Source organism: Streptomyces sp. PsTaAH-137 (assembly GCF_003259365.1).
In the GTDB taxonomy this organism is placed as follows: Bacteria; Actinomycetota; Actinomycetes; order Streptomycetales; family Streptomycetaceae; genus Streptomyces.
Genome location: NZ_QLLY01000002.1, coordinates 285,739 through 300,821, shown reverse-complemented (window position 1 = coordinate 300,821; position 15,083 = coordinate 285,739). Strand labels below are relative to the sequence as shown.

The following is a 15,083-nucleotide window of genomic DNA, read 5'->3' as shown; positions in this document are numbered from 1 at the left end:
AACCTTGAACCTTCCGGTGTAGCGCACACGCATCGTATGACTGTTTCCGGCCGGACCCGTCATGGCCCCCGGCCGCCCCCGATGTTCCGGACGCTGTCCACCTTCCCCACCGTTCGTCACACGATCGGATGAAGGGTGGGAGAAGCCCCGGTCGAGGCCGAATATCGCCGTTACAGTCACGCCGTTCCATGAGGGCTGCACCCCGGCCCGGAAGGCAGGAGACCGCACAGCTGATGACGGAACGACCTCCGCAGCGCACCCCGAACCGCCAGCTCGCCGCGCTCATCGCGGAGGCGGGTTTCTCCAATGCGGGGCTCGCCCGCCGCGTGGACCAGCTAGGGCTGGAACACGGTCTCGATCTTCGCTACGACAAGACCTCGGTGACCAGATGGCTGCGCGGGCAGCAGCCGCGGGGGACCACGCCCGCACTGATCGCCGAGGTGTTCACCCGGCGGCTCGGCCGCCGCCTCTCCGCCCAGGACCTCGGGCTCGACGCGTGCGCGCCCGTGTACGCCGGCCTGGAGTTCGCCGGCTCGCCCGAGGAGGCCGTCGACATCGTCAGCGGCCTGTGGCGCAAGGACTCCGGCAGCCATGTCGAACTCCGCAAGATCGCCTTCACCCCGGCCGGGCTCGTGGTGCCCAGCCGGGACTGGCTGATCGGCCGCGCTGACGACCGGGTCGGCCGCGGCGAACTGCCGCCCCGGGTCCCGCTCCAGGGGCGGCCCGGCGCGGTGCCCCGCCAGCGCACCCAGACCGAGCGCGGGCCCGGCCAGAAGGTGACCGGCGGCGACATCGCGGCGCTGCGCTCGGTCGGCGAGCTGTTCCGCTCCCTCGACCACGCCTACGGCGGCGGGCACGCACGGCAGGCCCTCGTGCGGTACCTGGAGCACGAGGCCGAGCCGATGCTGCGCGGGACCTACGGCGAACAGACCGGGCGGCGCCTGTTCGACGCCGTCGCCGACCTGACCCGGCTCGCGGGCTGGACCTCGTACGACATCGCGGCCCACGGCCTCGCCCAGCGCTACTTCGTCCAGGCGCTGCGGCTCGCCCAGGCCGCCGCCGACCGGATGTACGGCTCGTACGTCCTGATCACCATGAGCCGCCAGGCCGTCTATCTCGGGCACGGGCGGGAGGCCGTGCAGCTCGCGCGGGTCGCCCAGCAGGGGGTGGGCACGGCGGCGCCCCCGGCCGTCCAGGCCATGCTGCACTCCGTGGAGGCGCGCGGGCACGGCGTCCTCGGCGAGGTGCGGGCCTGCACCTCCTCGCTCGTCCGGGCCGAGCGGGCGCTCGACGCGGTGCGGCCCGGGGACGAGGTGCCGCACTGGGCGCGCTTCTTCGACGAGGCGCAGATGGCGGACGAGTTCGGGCACTGCTACCGGGACCTCCAGCAGTACCGGGCCGCCGCCCAGCACGCCGAGCGGTCGCTCCAGCTGCGCTCGCCGGGATACGCGCGCAGCAGGCTCTTCTGCCGCGTGGTGCTCGCCTCGGCCCGGCTCGGGCTCGGCGAGCTGGACGCGGCGTGCGCGCTGGGCGCGGAGGCGGCCGCCGCGGCCGCCGACATGCGCTCGGTGCGGGCCCATGAGTACGTGCGCGAGTTCGAGCGGCGCCTGGAGCCGTACCGGGACGCGGGGCCCGTCCGCGGCTACCGGGACAAGGTCGCCGCGCTGGGCTGATCACAGGCGCGGACACGGGAGTTGGGGGCGCCCGCCTCCGGAATGTGCCACGGAGACGGGCGCGATCTTGGGTGTTCCGAGGGGATCGAACCAGACGGGGACGGCCCGCTCAAGCGGCTTTGTCCACCGGGGCTGAATCCTCGGGTTCCTCGGTTTCCTCGGGTTGCTCGGTTTCCTCGGACGCCGGGACCTGCGCCGCGCCCAGGTCCGCCAGGACGGCACGCGCGGCCCGCTGTCCCGAGTGCAGCGCGCCCTGCACGGTGCTGGTGTCCCGGTGGTCCCCGCACACGTACAGGCCGTCCAGCAGGCGCACCGGGCGGCGCGGGTCGTGCGGGGCCGGCATCGCGGGCACCGCACGCGCGTCGTGGTGCACGGCGAGGGTCTCCCAGCACCGGGTCGACGTGCCGTAGAGCAGGGCGAGCTGGGTGCGCAGCTCGCCCTCGGCCGGTGGCGGGCCGAGCACAGTCGATGAGATCAGCGCGCGTCCCGCGGGGGCGCGGCTCGGGTCGACCTGGCTGATCACCGCGGTGTGCGCGACCGGTCCGAGCCGGTCCGCGTCGAGCAGCAGCGCCGGTTCGGCGAGCGGCGGCTCGGGCGCCGCGTGGTGCACCACGGTGACCTCGTGGAAGCGGGGCACGCGCAGCCCCGGCAGAAGGTCCGCGGCGGCGGCCGCGTCGGTCGCCAGCACCACGCCGCGGCAGGCGAATTCGCCGTGCTCCGCGGTGGTGATCCGGTTCGCGGCGACGGAGGTGACCCGCACCCCGGTGCGCACGGTGCCCGGCGGGAGGCCGGCCGCGAGCAGTTCGGGCAGGGCGTCCGCGCCGCCCTCGGGCACCGCGAGGCGGCCGGTCGCGTACGCGTGCAGGGCCAGCTCGGCGCACCGGCTCGACGTCGTCAGATCCGGGTCGCACAGCAGGGCCGAGAGCAGCGGCCCCAGGAAGCCGTGCAGCGTTCTGGGGGACAGGCCGCGCTCCGCCAGGGCGCGGCCCGCGGGCCGCTCGGGCCGGGCGAGGAGACGGGCCGGCTCGGTCGCGCCGATCCGGGCCAGCGCGGCGCCGAGCCGCGCGTGGTCGAGCGGGCCGCCCAGCGGGGGCCTGACGCCCCGGACCGGACGGGGGACGCTCGCCAGGGCGCGCGCCGCGTTCAGCGCGCCTCTCGCGCGCCGGGAGCCGGTCGGTTCTCCGGCGCGGTGGTTGCGTCCCTCGCTGTGCACCAGCACGCCGGGGGAGAAGGGGCGCAGGACGAGGCCGTCCAGACCGGGTGTGTGGCGCAGCGCGGGATACGAGGTGGAGAGCAGCCGCCCGATCCGGTCCAGCCGGAATCCGTCGACCTTCTCCGTGGCCATGCGGCCGCCCACCCCCGACGCGGCCTCCAGGACCAGGGGCCTCACTCCCGCCCTGGTCAGGTGCTGGGCCACCGAGAGTCCGGCGATCCCGGCTCCCACGACGACGACGGTCTCCTCGCTTGCGTGTGCGGGCTCAAGCACGTGCGCCTCCCCGAGGTTGCGCGGCTGTTTGCTGGAGGCCTATGCCCCCGACTCGGCCCCGGAACGCCTGAGTTCGGGTCGAGGGTAGGTGGGGTTCCCGTAAAGAAGGGTCCGCGCACAGGGGTCGGCACGGGCGCACGGCTCCCCCGGGGAGTGCGCCCCGTCGGGGGCGCGGGGAACCGCGCGAGCGACCACGACGGACGCGCGAAGGCGTCTGCGGGTTACTCGGTCGGTGCGTCCGTGGCTCCCTTGTGGCCGCTCGCGCGGTTCCCCGCGCCCCTGAGGGCGCGCGCCACCAGGTCCGCGGGGGAGCCGGGGCCGGTGATGTCGGCCTCCGAGGCCGCCCAGACCTCCAGCGACACCCGGATCGCGTCCGTAGCGGCGGCCGCGATCAGCCGGAGCTGAAGGTCGTCGGTGCCGGGGTCCACGAGCCGGGCCACGACCGGCAGCAACTGTTCCTCGGACTCCTGGTTCACCCGGTACCAGACGGCGCGCAGGGCCGGATCGTCCTGCGCGGCCCGCAGCAGCCCCCGGGTCCACCGCAGTTCCTCCCGCGCCGCCGCGCCGGGCTGGGACAGCGAGGCCACCGCCGCGGCCTCCAGGGCCCGGGGGAGCGGGGTGCCGGGCTCCGTCGCGGCCAGCAGCTCGCGCCACTGGGCGCCGCCCGTGGAGAGCAGCGGCCCCACGGCGTCCTGCTTGTTGCGGAAGTACCGGTAGAAGGTGCGCAGCGCGACCCCGGCGCGGGCCGCGATCTCCTCCGCCGTCGTGCCGTCGGGGCCCTGCTCGGTGAAGAGTTCGGCGGCGGCGTGCGCGATGTCGAGCTGGGTCGCGGCCTTGCGGCGCTCGGTCAGCGAGAGGGGCGGGTTCACGGGTCGGCTCACCCGAGGAAGCGTAACCGGCGCGAGTCATTACGGCGCAGAACGCCACTGTGGCAAAACGTGCCACCTAGGCGTACGGTGAACGGCGCACGTCAGAACAAACCCCTCAGGGAGTCGTCATGAACCGTTACGAAGGCCGCCGCGCACTCATCACCGGCGGTGGCTCGGGCATCGGCCAGGCCACCGTGCTGCGCATGCTGGCGGAGGGCGGCAGTGTCGTCGCCGCCGACGTCAGCGAGGCCGGCCTCGCCGACACCGTCGCCAAGGCGGGCGCCGATGCCGGGCGGCTCACCACGGTCGTCGTGAACATCGCCGACGAGGTGTCCGTACGCGAGGGCGTCGCCGCCGCGCTCGCCGCGCTCGGTGGTCTGGACGTGCTGGTCAACGCGGCCGGCATTCTGCGCTCCTCGCACACCCACGAGACCTCGCTGGCCGACTTCAACAAGGTGGTCGCGGTCAATCTGACCGGGACCTTCCTGATGATCCGTGAGGCCGTTCCGGCGCTGCTGGAAAGCGGCTCCGCCGCCGTCGTGAACTTCAGCTCGACCTCCGCGCTGTTCGCTCACCCGTACATGGCGGCCTACGCGGCCAGCAAGGGCGGCATCCAGTCCATGACGCATGCCCTGGCCGCCGAGTACAGCAAGCAGGGCATCCGGTTCACCGCCGTGCAGCCCGGGTCCATCTCCTCCGGGATGACCGACGGCTCCGGCGAGAGCAAGCAGAGCCAGGGGCCCGGGCTGCCCGCCGACACCGACTGGTCCCTCTTCGCGAAGCTGTCGCCCGCGCTGGGGGACGGGGGGTTTGCCGGGCCCGATGCGGTGGCCGGTGTTGTCGCGATGCTGGCGTCCGACGACGGCAGGTTCATCACGGGCACGGAGGTCCGTATCGACGGGGGCACGCACTACTGAGCCTGGGCTGGTGCCTTGGGGTTGTCGTCCGCCTGCGGCCCGGTGGGGCTTCTCGCGCAGTTCCCCGCGCCCCTGAAGCGAGCTTCGCTCGCCCAGGGGAGGCTGCGCGGAGCGCATGCCTCAGGGGCGCGGGGAACTGCGCGAGAAGCCCCACCGGCCGTCAGACGACGACGAGACGTATGTCTTTAGGGGCGCGGGGAACTGCGCGACCAGCCACGACGGAGCCCGCAGCCGCTACGACGACACCAGCGAACCGGTGTCCACCGGCGACGTGGCGGAAGCCGCTCGCGCGGCGTCGCCCGAGACCTCGTCGGCGGTCAGGACATACCCCGTCCCGGCATCGGTGGTGGACCGGGCGAAGACAACCCCGTACACCTCACCGGAGGTGGTGAGCAGCGGCCCGCCCGAGTTACCGGGCCGCACAGTCGAGCGGATCGAGTAGATCTGCCGGGTGACGCTGCCCTGCCCGTAGATGTCCTGCCCACTGGCGTCGATGGTGTCGGCGACCGTGGCCGCCTGTAGATCGAGCCCGCCGTTCTGCGGATACCCGGCGACCACCGCGGCGTCCCCCCGCGAGGCCCCGTCGTCGAACTTCAGGACGGGCGCGTCGAGCCCGGGCACGTACAGCACCGCCACGTCCTTGTCCGGGTCGAAGAACACCACGCGCGCCGAGTACGCCCGCCCGACCCCGCCCACCCGGACCGTCGGATCGTCGATGCCGGCGACCACGTGCGCGTTGGTCATCACGTGCTGGGACGCGTACACGAAGCCGCTGCCCTCGCGGCCCTGGGTGCCCGCGGAGCCCTCCACCTTGACGGTGGACCGGGTCGCGGAGCGGGTCGCGGTGGCCGTGACGCTGTCCCCGGAAGGCTTGGCGACCTCGGCGGACGGCTCGTGCGAGAACGGGTCGAAGACCTGCGGGAACCCGGCGGAGGTGAGCGCCCCGCTGGCCCGCGAGAACCAGGCCGGCGTCGTCGACGGCATCGTGTCCTGCACGGCGCCGAGCACCGAGGAGCCGCGGATCGCCTGGTTCAGGGCCGTCGAGGACGAGGACGCGAGGACGCTGCCCGCCACCCATGCCACGACCAGCACGGCGACGGTGCCCGCCGCGGCCCCGCCGATCCCGTCCGCCACCCGCAGCGGACCCGGCGCCCGGTCCATCCCGAAGCGCACGCGCGCGGCGAGCAGCCCCGCCAGCGCGTGCCCCGCCAGCGCGGGCAGCAGCACCGTGAGCACCGCGACGAGCGTGGCCTCCGACGTGCCGGGCGTGACGGTGTCCATCAGGAACGGCAGCAGCCACACCCCGACGGCCGCGCCGCCGACGAATCCGGCCAGCGACACACAGCCCGCGAGCAGCCCGCGCCGGTAACCGGAAGCCGCGTAGGCCACGGCCACCACGATCAGCGCCACGTCGAGCAGGTGCAGGTGCAGGTCCATATCGGTAACAAACGACTGCGCACCCGCCGGTGGTTCCGCCAACTGGCAGACATGTGGCCGACCGCACAGCTCAGGGGACCGGACAGTGGAAGACGTGCGTGTGCTGCGAAAGGTGCTGTGCTGTCTGCCCGGGGCCCTGGCCCTCGGGCTGCTCGTGCTGTGCGCCGTCGGCGCCGACCGGCCCGGGACCGCGCAGACCCGGGCCCGCGCGGCCTCCGGCGGCGGCCACACGTCCGCGGCGCCCCGGATCGTGCCGCGCGGTGAGTGGCTCGCGCGGGCCGACACCTACCAGCGCGACCCCGTCCGGTACGGCGACCGCGTCGAGGCGGTCTTCATCCACCACACCGACTCGCCGAACGGCTACGACTGCGCCGACACCCCGCGCATCATCCGCTACCTCTACGCGGGCCAGGCGGGCGGCAAGGCGTGGGACGACATCGGCTACAACTTCCTCGTCGACCGCTGCGGCACTGTCTACGAGGGCCGGGCGGGCGGCGCCGACCGGCCCGTCGTCGGCGCCCACACCCAGGGCTTCAACCAGAACACGGCCGGCATCGCCGCCATCGGCACCTTCACCGAGGGCACCCCGGTGCCGCGCGCCATGACCGACGCGATCGCCGCCGTGGCCGCGTGGAAGCTGGGCCTGTCCGGGGTCGACCCGCGCTCCACGGCGCACCTGGTCTCCAGCAACAGCCACAGCCGCTTCCCCGCGGGGAGCACCGCCGACTTCCTGGCAGTCTCCGGGCACCGGGACGGCTACGAGACGTTCTGCCCGGGCCTGGCCCTGATGGCGGAGCTGCCCGCGATCCGCGAACGCGCCGCCCGGCTCCAGGGACGCAGCTGACAAGAGGCCGCTGGTCAGGCGGGCTTCAGCGTGCCGCCGTCCTTCAGCCGGTAGGACTTGCCGTCCAGCTGCGGGCTGGACGCCGGGTCGTACGTCACCGCGTACCCGTTCCCGTCGATCATCCGGGCGATCTTCTTCGCCACGCTGCCCGATCCGCTCCCGTCGCCGAACGACAGGCCCGCCAGCGTCGACGTCCCGGCCACCGACCAGCGCGCGCCGCCGGAGAGCGTCAGCGACGCCCCCTTGACCTTGCCGTCCAGCTTGGTCGACCCGGACAGCTCCAGGTCCGCGGTGGAACCGGCCGAGACCAGGACAGAGCCCGTCAGCTTCTCGTCGTCCGCCCGGAACGTCGCGTCGGCCAGCTCCTTGACCCGCAGCAGCGCCCCGCTCTTGGTCTTCACCTCGGCGCCGCCCGTCAGCTTCACGTCCGCCGTGCCGCCCCGGACGCTGAACAGGTCGCCGTCCGTGGCCAGCAGCGCCCCGTCGTCCATCGTGTACGAGGTTCTGCCGTCGCCGCGCAGCACGACCCCGCCGGCCGCCGAGGTCGCCCGGACGTTCTTCAGGGACAGCGAACCGCCGGCCTCCAGCGTGAACGCCTCCGAGTTCGCCAGGTCGAACAGCGTGCCGGAGAGCGAGACGTCCCCGGACGTGTGCACCCCCGGCGAACCGCAGCCGGCCGAGGTCATCGTGCCGCCCGACACGGTCACCGTGCCTCCGCCGGGCCCGGCCGCGATCGGCGCGGACTGCGCGCCCATGGTGACGATCTGTACGTACGTCAGGTCGAGCGCGCCCCCGTACGAGGTGAGCAGGCCGGGCGAGGACGCGCCCTGGGTGTTGACGCCGCCCCCGCTCATCGTGGCCCGCGTGTCCTCGCCCGTCACCGCGACGCCCGACGAGCCCTTGCCCGTCGTGTAGTACAGGCCGCCGGACAGATCGAGCAGACCGCCGTCGCGGGCCAGCACCGCCGCGTTGACGCCGTGGCCGCCGGCCGCGGCGAGCGACGAGGCGGCGCCGTTCTTGGTCACCTTCACGTCGTACGTCGACAACTGCCCCGGACCCGATACCAGGATCGCCGACCGGTCGGACCGGTGGGCCGTGTACGTCTTCCTGCGCGGCGCCTTCGCCTTGCCCTCGTCCAGCGTGTACACGCCCGTCGCCGTCGACTGCCCGGCCGCGTCCGCCGCCTCGCTCTCCGGCACGAGCGGCTTCGTCGCGCAGCGCGCGCCGCTCGCCGTCGCGGCGGGCGAGGCCACCGGCGGCGCGGCCGTGTCGCCGTCGTCGGAGCAGGCGGTCAGCGCCGTCACGGCGAGCGGCAGCAGCAGGACGGAGGCGGTCGCCGTGCCGCGGCGGTGCCCCGGGCGCCGCGGGGGTCGCAGGTGTGTCATGGGCTCTACGTTCACATCCCGCGTTCCCCGGGGCACCACCGGCACCCCGAAACAGCCTCCGACCGGCGGCCGGACCGGTGTTCTCGGCGTCCCGGTCCCCGGCGTCCTAAAGGGGGCGCCCCATGAAGATGTCGTCCACGTACGCGCCGTCCAGCAGGAACTCCTCGGGCAGGACCCCCTCGACGACGAAGCCCTCCGACGCGTACAGCGCCCGGGCCGGGGTGTTGTGGCCGAGGACCCGCAGCGTGATCCGGCGCGCCCCCTGCCGCCTGGCCTGGCCGATCGCCGCCCGCACCAGCATCCTGCCCACGCCGCGGCCGCGCGCCGCGTCGGCGACGGCGAGGCCCTGGATCTGCCGGACGTGCGCGTTCGCCGGGAGCCCCGTGGGGTAGCCGAGGCGTACGTAGCCCACCAGGGTGCCGTCCAGCTCCGCCACGATGTGGTCCCGCGGGCCGAACCGGTCGGAGAAGAACGGCGCGTAGGGCTGCCGCGCCGCAGGCGTCACCGCGTGCAGGGGAGACCATGTCGCGCGGTCGAGCCGGCCGAGCGCGTCGTCGTCGTCCTGGGCGGCGAAACGTATCCGAGGCTGTGGCTGCGACATGCGGGCCACTGTATGACCGGCAGGATGGAACCATGACACGTATCGCGGTGGCAGGCGCCTCAGGACTCATCGGCTCGGCGCTCGTCCGCTCCCTGGCCGGTGACGGGCACGAGGTGCTGCGGCTGGTGCGGCGGGCGCCCCGGGCGGCGGACGAGGTCCGCTGGGACCCCAAGGGCGGTGAGATCGACGCGTCCCGGCTCGCCGGGTGCGAGGCGATCGTCAATCTCGCGGGGGCCGGTGTCGGCGATCACCGGTGGACCGCGGCGTACAAGCAGGAGATCCGGGACAGCCGGGTCCTGGGCACCACCGTGCTCGCCGAGGCGGTGGCCGCGCTGCCCGAGCCGCCCCGCGTCTTCCTCAACGGCAGTGCCGTCGGCTACTACGGCGACACCGGGGCGCGGGCCGTCGACGAGAGCGCGGCGGCCGGGGACGGGTTCCTGCCCGGGGTGTGCGTGGAGTGGGAGGCCGCCACCGCGCCCGCCCATCAGGCCGGGATCCGTACCGTGCTCGCCCGCACCGGACTCGTCGTCTCCCGGGACGGCGGGGCCTGGGGGAAGCTCTTTCCGCTGTTCAAGTTCGGGCTCGGGGGGCGGCTCGGGGACGGGCGGCAGTACTGGCCGTACATCGCGCTGCACGATCATGTCGCGGCGCTGCGGCATCTTTTGGACACGGAGTCGTTGGCCGGGCCGGTGAATCTGACGGCGCCGCATCCGGCCACCAATCGTGAGGTGACCGCTGCCATGGGGCGGGTGCTGCGGCGGCCTGCGCTTTTCCCTGTCCCCGCGCCGGTGCTCCGCACGGTGCTGGGTGAAATGGCGGGCGACGTTCTCGGCTCCACCCGCGCCGTCCCGACTCGCCTCCTGGAATCCGGCTTCGATTTCGCGTTCCCGGGCTTGGAGGACGCCATCCGAGCAGCGTGAGCCGCCCGGCGGGCGGGTGCGCGTCTCGTCGTGGCTGGTCGCGCAGTTCCCCGCGCCCCTGAGATGCGCACTTCGTGCGCCATCTCATCAGAGAGGCGCGCCATGGCGGCCGTATCAGAGAGGCGCGCCACGGCGGCCCTATCGGGAGGCGCGCCACCGCGACCCTATCGGGAGGCGCGCGAAGCGCAGCCTCAAGGGGAGGCGGCGCGAAGCGCCTGCCTCAGGGGCGCGGGGAACTGCGCGACCAGCCACGACGGTGGCGCACCCGAAGGACGACCCAGGGGCGCGGGGAACTGCGCGGGAAGCGGCCACCGGGCCGCACCCGAAAGACAACCCAGGGGCGCGGGGAACTGCGCGATCACCCCCCACCGGGCCGCACCCGGGGGCTATCCGAAGCGGTCCGTCAGGCGGGGGTACAGGGTTGCCAGGGTCGACGGGTTCTCGAAGTCGATCGGGGTGCCCTCCGGTTCGGGCGGGGCCGGGGGGATGCCGAGGTCGGCGGCGACGGTGCCGGTCAGTTCCTCGTAGGCCTCGTCGGCGGCGTACCCGAGCTCTTCCCCGTCCCCGTCCACCTCGTCGTCGAAGTCGTGCAACAGCTCGGCGAGCGAGTCCGGATCGTGCAGCGCCCCCTCGAAGACCTCCCGGCCCTGCCCGATCAGCCAGCACCGGAAGAAGTCGAACGAGTCGTCACTGGCGCCGCCGAGCAGCACCCAGGCCGCGCCCCACAGATCCCACCGGTACGCCCGGTTGTAGCGCGACTCGAAGTGACGGGCGAAATCGAGCACCGCGTCGGGATCGGACTGCAGCAGTCTGTCGACGAGCAGCTCGGCATGGTCCTCGGGGTCGCCCTCGGCGGCCTCGCGGGTGCTGTCCACGATCTCCCAGAACTCGGTCTCGTCCATCACGGGTCAAGCATCTGCCCTGGGCCCTGGGGGCGCACGCGGAGCGGACGAGGAACGCCACTTCGTTACGCATGCACATGCCCAGGGCACCCGCCGCTCACCCGTACCACCCGCTCATCCGCCGTACCGCAGCCGCGAACCGCTCCCGCAACGCCCCCGGAGCCACCACCTCCACCTCCGGCCCGAGCCCCATGAGCTGCGTGAACGCCACGTCCTCCGACTCCACCGGCAGGGTCACGCTCACCCGCCCGTCGGCCTCCTGTACGGCCGTGGCGAGGGCCTCCCGCGCGGACACCCGCCCGGTGACGTACGGCAGCTGCCGTACGCCCGCGGCCGTCAGCCGCACCACGACCTCGGTCCCCAGGATCGCCCGGGCGAACTCGTCGGCCCGCTCCGCCCAGAACACGGGCAGCTCGAACCCGGCGTCCCGCGCGAAGCGCCGGGCGTCGGCCGGCACCGCCACCGACAGGAACCGGTCGATGCGGTACACCCGGAAGCCGAACGAGCCGTCGCGCACCCGCGCCGCCAGGTACCAGACCCCGGCCTTCAGCACGAGCCCGTACGGTTCGAGCTCCCGCTCCACCACGGTGTCCCGCCTGCCGTACGAGACCCTCAGCACCAGGTCGTCCCAGACCGCCTCGGCGACGGAGGGCAGCAGCTCGGGCGGCTCCGGCTCGTGGAACCAGCCGGGAGCGTCCAGATGGAACCGCTGAGCCGCCGTCCGCGACGCGTCCCGCAAAGACGGCAGCAGCGCCGCCGACACCTTCAGCCGGGCCGCCGACGCCGCGTCGTCCAGGCCCATCTCGCGCAGCGCGCCCGGCACCCCGGACAGGAACAGCGCCTCCGCCTCGGTGCGCGCGAGCCCCGTCAGCCGGGTGCGGTAGCCGCCGATCAGCCGGTAGCCGCCCGCCCGGCCGCGGTCCGCGTACACCGGCACGCCCGCCTCGCTCAGCGCCTGCGCGTCCCGCGTGACCGTGCGCTCGGAGACCTCCAGCTCGCGCGCCAGCTCCGCCGCGGTCATCGTCGGCCGCGACTGGAGCAGGAGCACCATCTTGATCAGGCGGGCAGCACGCATGCCGCCATCATGCCGCCCGGGTACGACAACGCCCCCGCCACAGGGGCGGGGGCGTCACCAACAACAACAGGTCCTACAGGCCGTAGCGCTCGCGCGCCTCCTTCACGGCCGTCGCCTTGACCTCGCCGCGGCGGGCGAGCTGGGCGAGGGCCGCGACGACGATCGACTCGGCGTCGACGCCGAAGTGACGGCGCGCGTCCTCACGGGTGTCGGAGAGGCCGAAGCCGTCCGCGCCGAGCGAGGTGTAGTCCTGCTCGACCCACTGCGCGATCTGGTCGGGAACCTGGCGCATGTAGTCGGACACGGCAAGCACCGGGCCCTGCGCACCGGCGAGCGCCTGACGCACGTACGGGATCCGCTCCTCGCCCTTGAGCAGCGCCTCGTCCGCCTCAAGGGCGTCACGACGCAGCTCGGTCCACGAGGTGGCCGACCACACGTCCGCGGCGACGCCCCACTCCTCGGCGAGCAGCTGCTGCGCCTTGAGGGTCCAGTGGATGGCCGTACCGGAACCGATGAGGTTGATGCGCGGCGCGTTCGCGGCCGCCACGTCCACCCCCGCGGTCTCCGCCGTGTTGAACCGGTAGAGGCCCTTGATGATGGCCTCGTCCAGACCGGCCACCGACGGCTTCGCCGGCTGCGGCATCGGCTCGTTGTAGACCGTCAGGTAGTAGAAGACGTCCTGGTCCTCGCCCGGCTTGGCCTCGCCGTACATACGGCGCAGGCCCTCCTTCATGATCGTGGCGATCTCGTAGGCGAAGGCCGGGTCGTAGCTCAGGGCCGCCGGGTTGGTCGCCGCGATCATCGGCGAGTGGCCGTCCGCGTGCTGGAGGCCCTCACCGGTCAGCGTCGTCCGGCCGGCGGTGGCGCCGACGACGAAGCCGCGGCCCATCTGGTCGGCGAGCTGCCAGAACTGGTCGCCGGTGCGCTGCCAGCCGAACATCGAGTAGAAGATGTACAGCGGGATCATCTGCTCGCCGTGCGTCGAGTACGACGTGGCGGCGGCGATGAAGTCGGCCAGCGAGCCCGCCTCGTTGATCCCCTCGTTGAGGATCTGGCCCGACTCGGACTCCTTGTAGTACATGAGCTGGTCACGGTCGACCGGGTCGTACGTCTGGCCCTTGGGCGAGTACAGGCCCAGCGACGGGAACAGCGACTCCATGCCGAAGGTGCGCGCCTCGTCGGGAATGATCGGCACCCAGCGCTTGCCGGACGTCTTGTCCCGTACGAGGTCCTTCAGGAGCCGGACGAGCGCCATCGTCGAGGCGACGGACTGCGAGCCGGAGCCCTTGTCGAACGAGGCGAACGCCTTGTCGGCGGGGGCGGGCAGCGGCGCCAGCGGCTGCGTACGGCGGGCCGGGGCCGGACCGCCCAGGGCGGCACGGCGCTCGGCGAGGTAGCGCAGCTCGGGCGAGCCCTCGGAGGGACGCGCGTACGGAACGACACCGTCCTCGAAGCGGCTGTCCGGGATCGGCAGGTCAAGGAGGTCACGCATGCCCTTGAACTCGTCGATCGTCAGCTTCTTCATCTGGTGGTTGGCGTTCTTGGACTCGAAGCCCTTGCCGAGCGTGAAGCCCTTGACGGTCTGGGTCAGGATGACCGTCGGGGCGCCCTTGTGCTCGACGGCCGCCTTGTACGCCGCGTACACCTTGCGGGGCTCGTGGCCGCCGCGCGAGACGTGGAAGCACTCGGAGATCTTGTCGTCGGACAGGACCTTCGCGAGCTCGATCAGCGCCGGGCTCGTGCCGAAGAAGTTCTCGCGGATGTAGGCGACGTCGCGCGTCTGGTACGTCTGGAACTGGGCGTCCGGGACCTCACGGAGCCGCTCCTGGAGCGCGCCGGTGGTGTCGAGCTGGAACAGCTCGTCCCACGCGTTGCCCCACATCGACTTGATGACGTTCCAGCCGGAGCCGCGGAACTGCGCCTCCAGCTCCTGCACCACGCGGAAGTTCGGACGGACCGGGCCGTCCAGGCGCTGCAGGTTGCAGTTGATGACGAACGTCAGGTTGTCGAGACCCTCGCGGGCGGCGAGCGTGAGCGCCGAGGTCGACTCGGGCTCGTCCATCTCGCCGTCGCCGAGGAAGGCCCAGACGTGCGAGTTCGACGTGTCCTTGATGTTCCGCGCGGTCAGGTAGCGGTTGAACCGCGCCTGGTAGATCGCGGAGAGCGGGCCGAGGCCCATGGACACGGTCGGGAACTCCCACAGCCACGGCAGGCGGCGCGGGTGCGGGTACGACGGCAGGCCGTTGCCCCCCGCCTCGCGGCGGAAGTTGTCGAGCTGCGCCTCGGAGAGGCGGCCGTCGAGGAAGGCGCGGGCGTAGATGCCGGGCGACGCGTGGCCCTGGATGTACAGCTGGTCGCCGGAGCCGTCGCCCTCCTTCCCGCGGAAGAAGTGGTTGAAGCCGGTCTCGTACAGCCAGGCCGCCGAGGCGAAGGTGGCGATGTGGCCGCCGACGCCGTGCTTGCTGCCGCGCGTCACCATCGCGGCCGCATTCCAGCGGTTGTACGCGGTGATCTTGGCTTCCATCTCCTCGTCACCGGGGAAGTCCGGCTCGGCGGAGGTGGGGATCGAGTTGATGTACTCGGTCGACAGGAGCTTGGGCAGCGGCAGGCCGCCGGCCTCGCCGCGCTCCAGCGTGCGCCGCATCAGCTGCGCGGCACGGTGCGGCCCGGCCGCCTTGGTAACGGCGTCCAGGGAGGCCTGCCACTCGGCGGTCTCCTCGGGGTCGCGGTCCGGGAGCTGGTCGAGCTCGCTCGGCTGGATGCGCATGGGGTCGGTCATAGTCGCCGCACGCCTTCCTGAGTCGAAGGGGGTGGGGTTGGGGTGCCCTTTGTCTTTGGCAGGACAGGGCGAGGTCCCGGTGGGGACCCGTCGGCGACTGTAACTCCCTGATCGATGATCGATCAAAGGGTTGAAGGGCAAAACCTCTTCAGATCAAGAAAGTAGGCACAGCGTGCCCGGGTACGGGGCACTCCG

At 73.0% G+C, this 15,083-nt stretch carries 12 protein-coding genes; 4 read left to right on the top strand and 8 right to left on the bottom strand.

The features are described 5' to 3' along the window. Positions 1 to 233 precede the first annotated feature (233 nt). A complete protein-coding gene (locus tag K377_RS04895) occupies positions 234 to 1,673 on the top strand; it encodes a regulator (protein WP_111661882.1) in 1,440 nt (479 codons plus the stop codon). 109 nt (positions 1,674 to 1,782) lie between these two features. On the opposite strand, the gene K377_RS04890 is transcribed toward K377_RS04895, so the two are convergent. Beyond that, positions 1,783 to 3,159 carry an NAD(P)/FAD-dependent oxidoreductase gene (locus K377_RS04890; RefSeq protein WP_111661881.1) on the bottom strand — a complete coding sequence of 459 codons (1,377 nt, stop codon included), beginning with the start codon at positions 3,157 to 3,159 and terminating at the stop codon, positions 1,783 to 1,785. A 221-nt stretch (positions 3,160 to 3,380) separates the two neighbouring features. Further along, positions 3,381 to 4,040, bottom strand: coding sequence for a TetR family transcriptional regulator (locus tag K377_RS04885; RefSeq protein WP_181512479.1), 660 nt, complete (start codon positions 4,038 to 4,040; stop codon positions 3,381 to 3,383). A gap of 116 nt (positions 4,041 to 4,156) precedes the next feature. On the opposite strand from K377_RS04885, the gene K377_RS04880 reads away from it, so the two are divergent. Then, positions 4,157 to 4,945, top strand: coding sequence for an SDR family NAD(P)-dependent oxidoreductase (locus K377_RS04880; protein ID WP_111661879.1), 789 nt, complete (start codon positions 4,157 to 4,159; stop codon positions 4,943 to 4,945). A 234-nt stretch (positions 4,946 to 5,179) separates the two neighbouring features. On the opposite strand, the gene K377_RS04875 is transcribed toward K377_RS04880, so the two are convergent. Beyond that, a complete protein-coding gene (locus K377_RS04875; RefSeq protein WP_111662186.1) occupies positions 5,180 to 6,370 on the bottom strand; it encodes a MarP family serine protease in 1,191 nt (396 codons plus the stop codon). A gap of 115 nt (positions 6,371 to 6,485) precedes the next feature. On the opposite strand from K377_RS04875, the gene K377_RS04870 reads away from it, so the two are divergent. Then, on the top strand, positions 6,486 to 7,226 hold the full coding sequence (locus K377_RS04870) for a peptidoglycan recognition protein (RefSeq protein ID WP_202455068.1): 741 nt from the start codon (positions 6,486 to 6,488) through the stop codon (positions 7,224 to 7,226). Between the two features lie 14 nt (positions 7,227 to 7,240). On the opposite strand, the gene K377_RS04865 is transcribed toward K377_RS04870, so the two are convergent. Together K377_RS04865 and K377_RS04860 are read right to left on the bottom strand one after the other, a co-directional pair. Then, entirely contained in the window at positions 7,241 to 8,611 is a 1,371-nt protein-coding gene (locus K377_RS04865; RefSeq protein ID WP_111661878.1) for a hypothetical protein, read from the bottom strand. Between the two features lie 106 nt (positions 8,612 to 8,717). After that, positions 8,718 to 9,212 (bottom strand): GNAT family N-acetyltransferase, encoded by a 495-nt coding sequence (locus K377_RS04860; RefSeq protein ID WP_111661877.1) that lies wholly within the window; start codon positions 9,210 to 9,212, stop codon positions 8,718 to 8,720. Positions 9,213 to 9,244: 32 nt separating this feature from the next. Between K377_RS04860 and K377_RS04855 the strand changes: the two genes are divergently transcribed. Next, a complete protein-coding gene (locus tag K377_RS04855; protein WP_111661876.1) occupies positions 9,245 to 10,132 on the top strand; it encodes a TIGR01777 family oxidoreductase in 888 nt (295 codons plus the stop codon). A 386-nt stretch (positions 10,133 to 10,518) separates the two neighbouring features. Here the strand turns inward: K377_RS04855 and K377_RS04850 are convergent, their stop codons facing one another. From K377_RS04850 to aceE, 3 genes are all read right to left on the bottom strand, one after another. Continuing rightward, positions 10,519 to 11,034 (bottom strand): DUF4240 domain-containing protein, encoded by a 516-nt coding sequence (locus tag K377_RS04850; RefSeq protein ID WP_111661875.1) that lies wholly within the window; start codon positions 11,032 to 11,034, stop codon positions 10,519 to 10,521. A 97-nt stretch (positions 11,035 to 11,131) separates the two neighbouring features. After that, positions 11,132 to 12,109 (bottom strand): YafY family protein, encoded by a 978-nt coding sequence (locus tag K377_RS04845; RefSeq protein WP_111661874.1) that lies wholly within the window; start codon positions 12,107 to 12,109, stop codon positions 11,132 to 11,134. Positions 12,110 to 12,182: 73 nt separating this feature from the next. Continuing rightward, a complete protein-coding gene (aceE, locus tag K377_RS04840; protein WP_111661873.1) occupies positions 12,183 to 14,888 on the bottom strand; it encodes a pyruvate dehydrogenase (acetyl-transferring), homodimeric type in 2,706 nt (901 codons plus the stop codon). Positions 14,889 to 15,083: the final 195 nt, after the last annotated feature.

Bases quoted from the DNA above. Each gene is read 5' to 3' on its own strand.
- K377_RS04880 (WP_111661879.1), top strand. From the start codon at position 4,157: ATGAACCGTTACGAAGGCCGCCGCGCACTCATCACCGGCGGTGGCTCG.
- K377_RS04855 (WP_111661876.1), top strand. From the start codon at position 9,245: ATGACACGTATCGCGGTGGCAGGCGCCTCAGGACTCATCGGCTCGGCG.
- K377_RS04860 (WP_111661877.1), bottom strand. From the start codon at position 9,212: ATGTCGCAGCCACAGCCTCGGATACGTTTCGCCGCCCAGGACGACGAC.
- K377_RS04865 (WP_111661878.1), bottom strand. From the start codon at position 8,611: ATGACACACCTGCGACCCCCGCGGCGCCCGGGGCACCGCCGCGGCACG.
- K377_RS04850 (WP_111661875.1), bottom strand. From the start codon at position 11,034: ATGGACGAGACCGAGTTCTGGGAGATCGTGGACAGCACCCGCGAGGCC.
- aceE (WP_111661873.1), bottom strand. From the start codon at position 14,888: ATGACCGACCCCATGCGCATCCAGCCGAGCGAGCTCGACCAGCTCCCG.
- K377_RS04895 (WP_111661882.1), top strand. From the start codon at position 234: ATGACGGAACGACCTCCGCAGCGCACCCCGAACCGCCAGCTCGCCGCG.
- K377_RS04845 (WP_111661874.1), bottom strand. From the start codon at position 12,109: ATGCGTGCTGCCCGCCTGATCAAGATGGTGCTCCTGCTCCAGTCGCGG.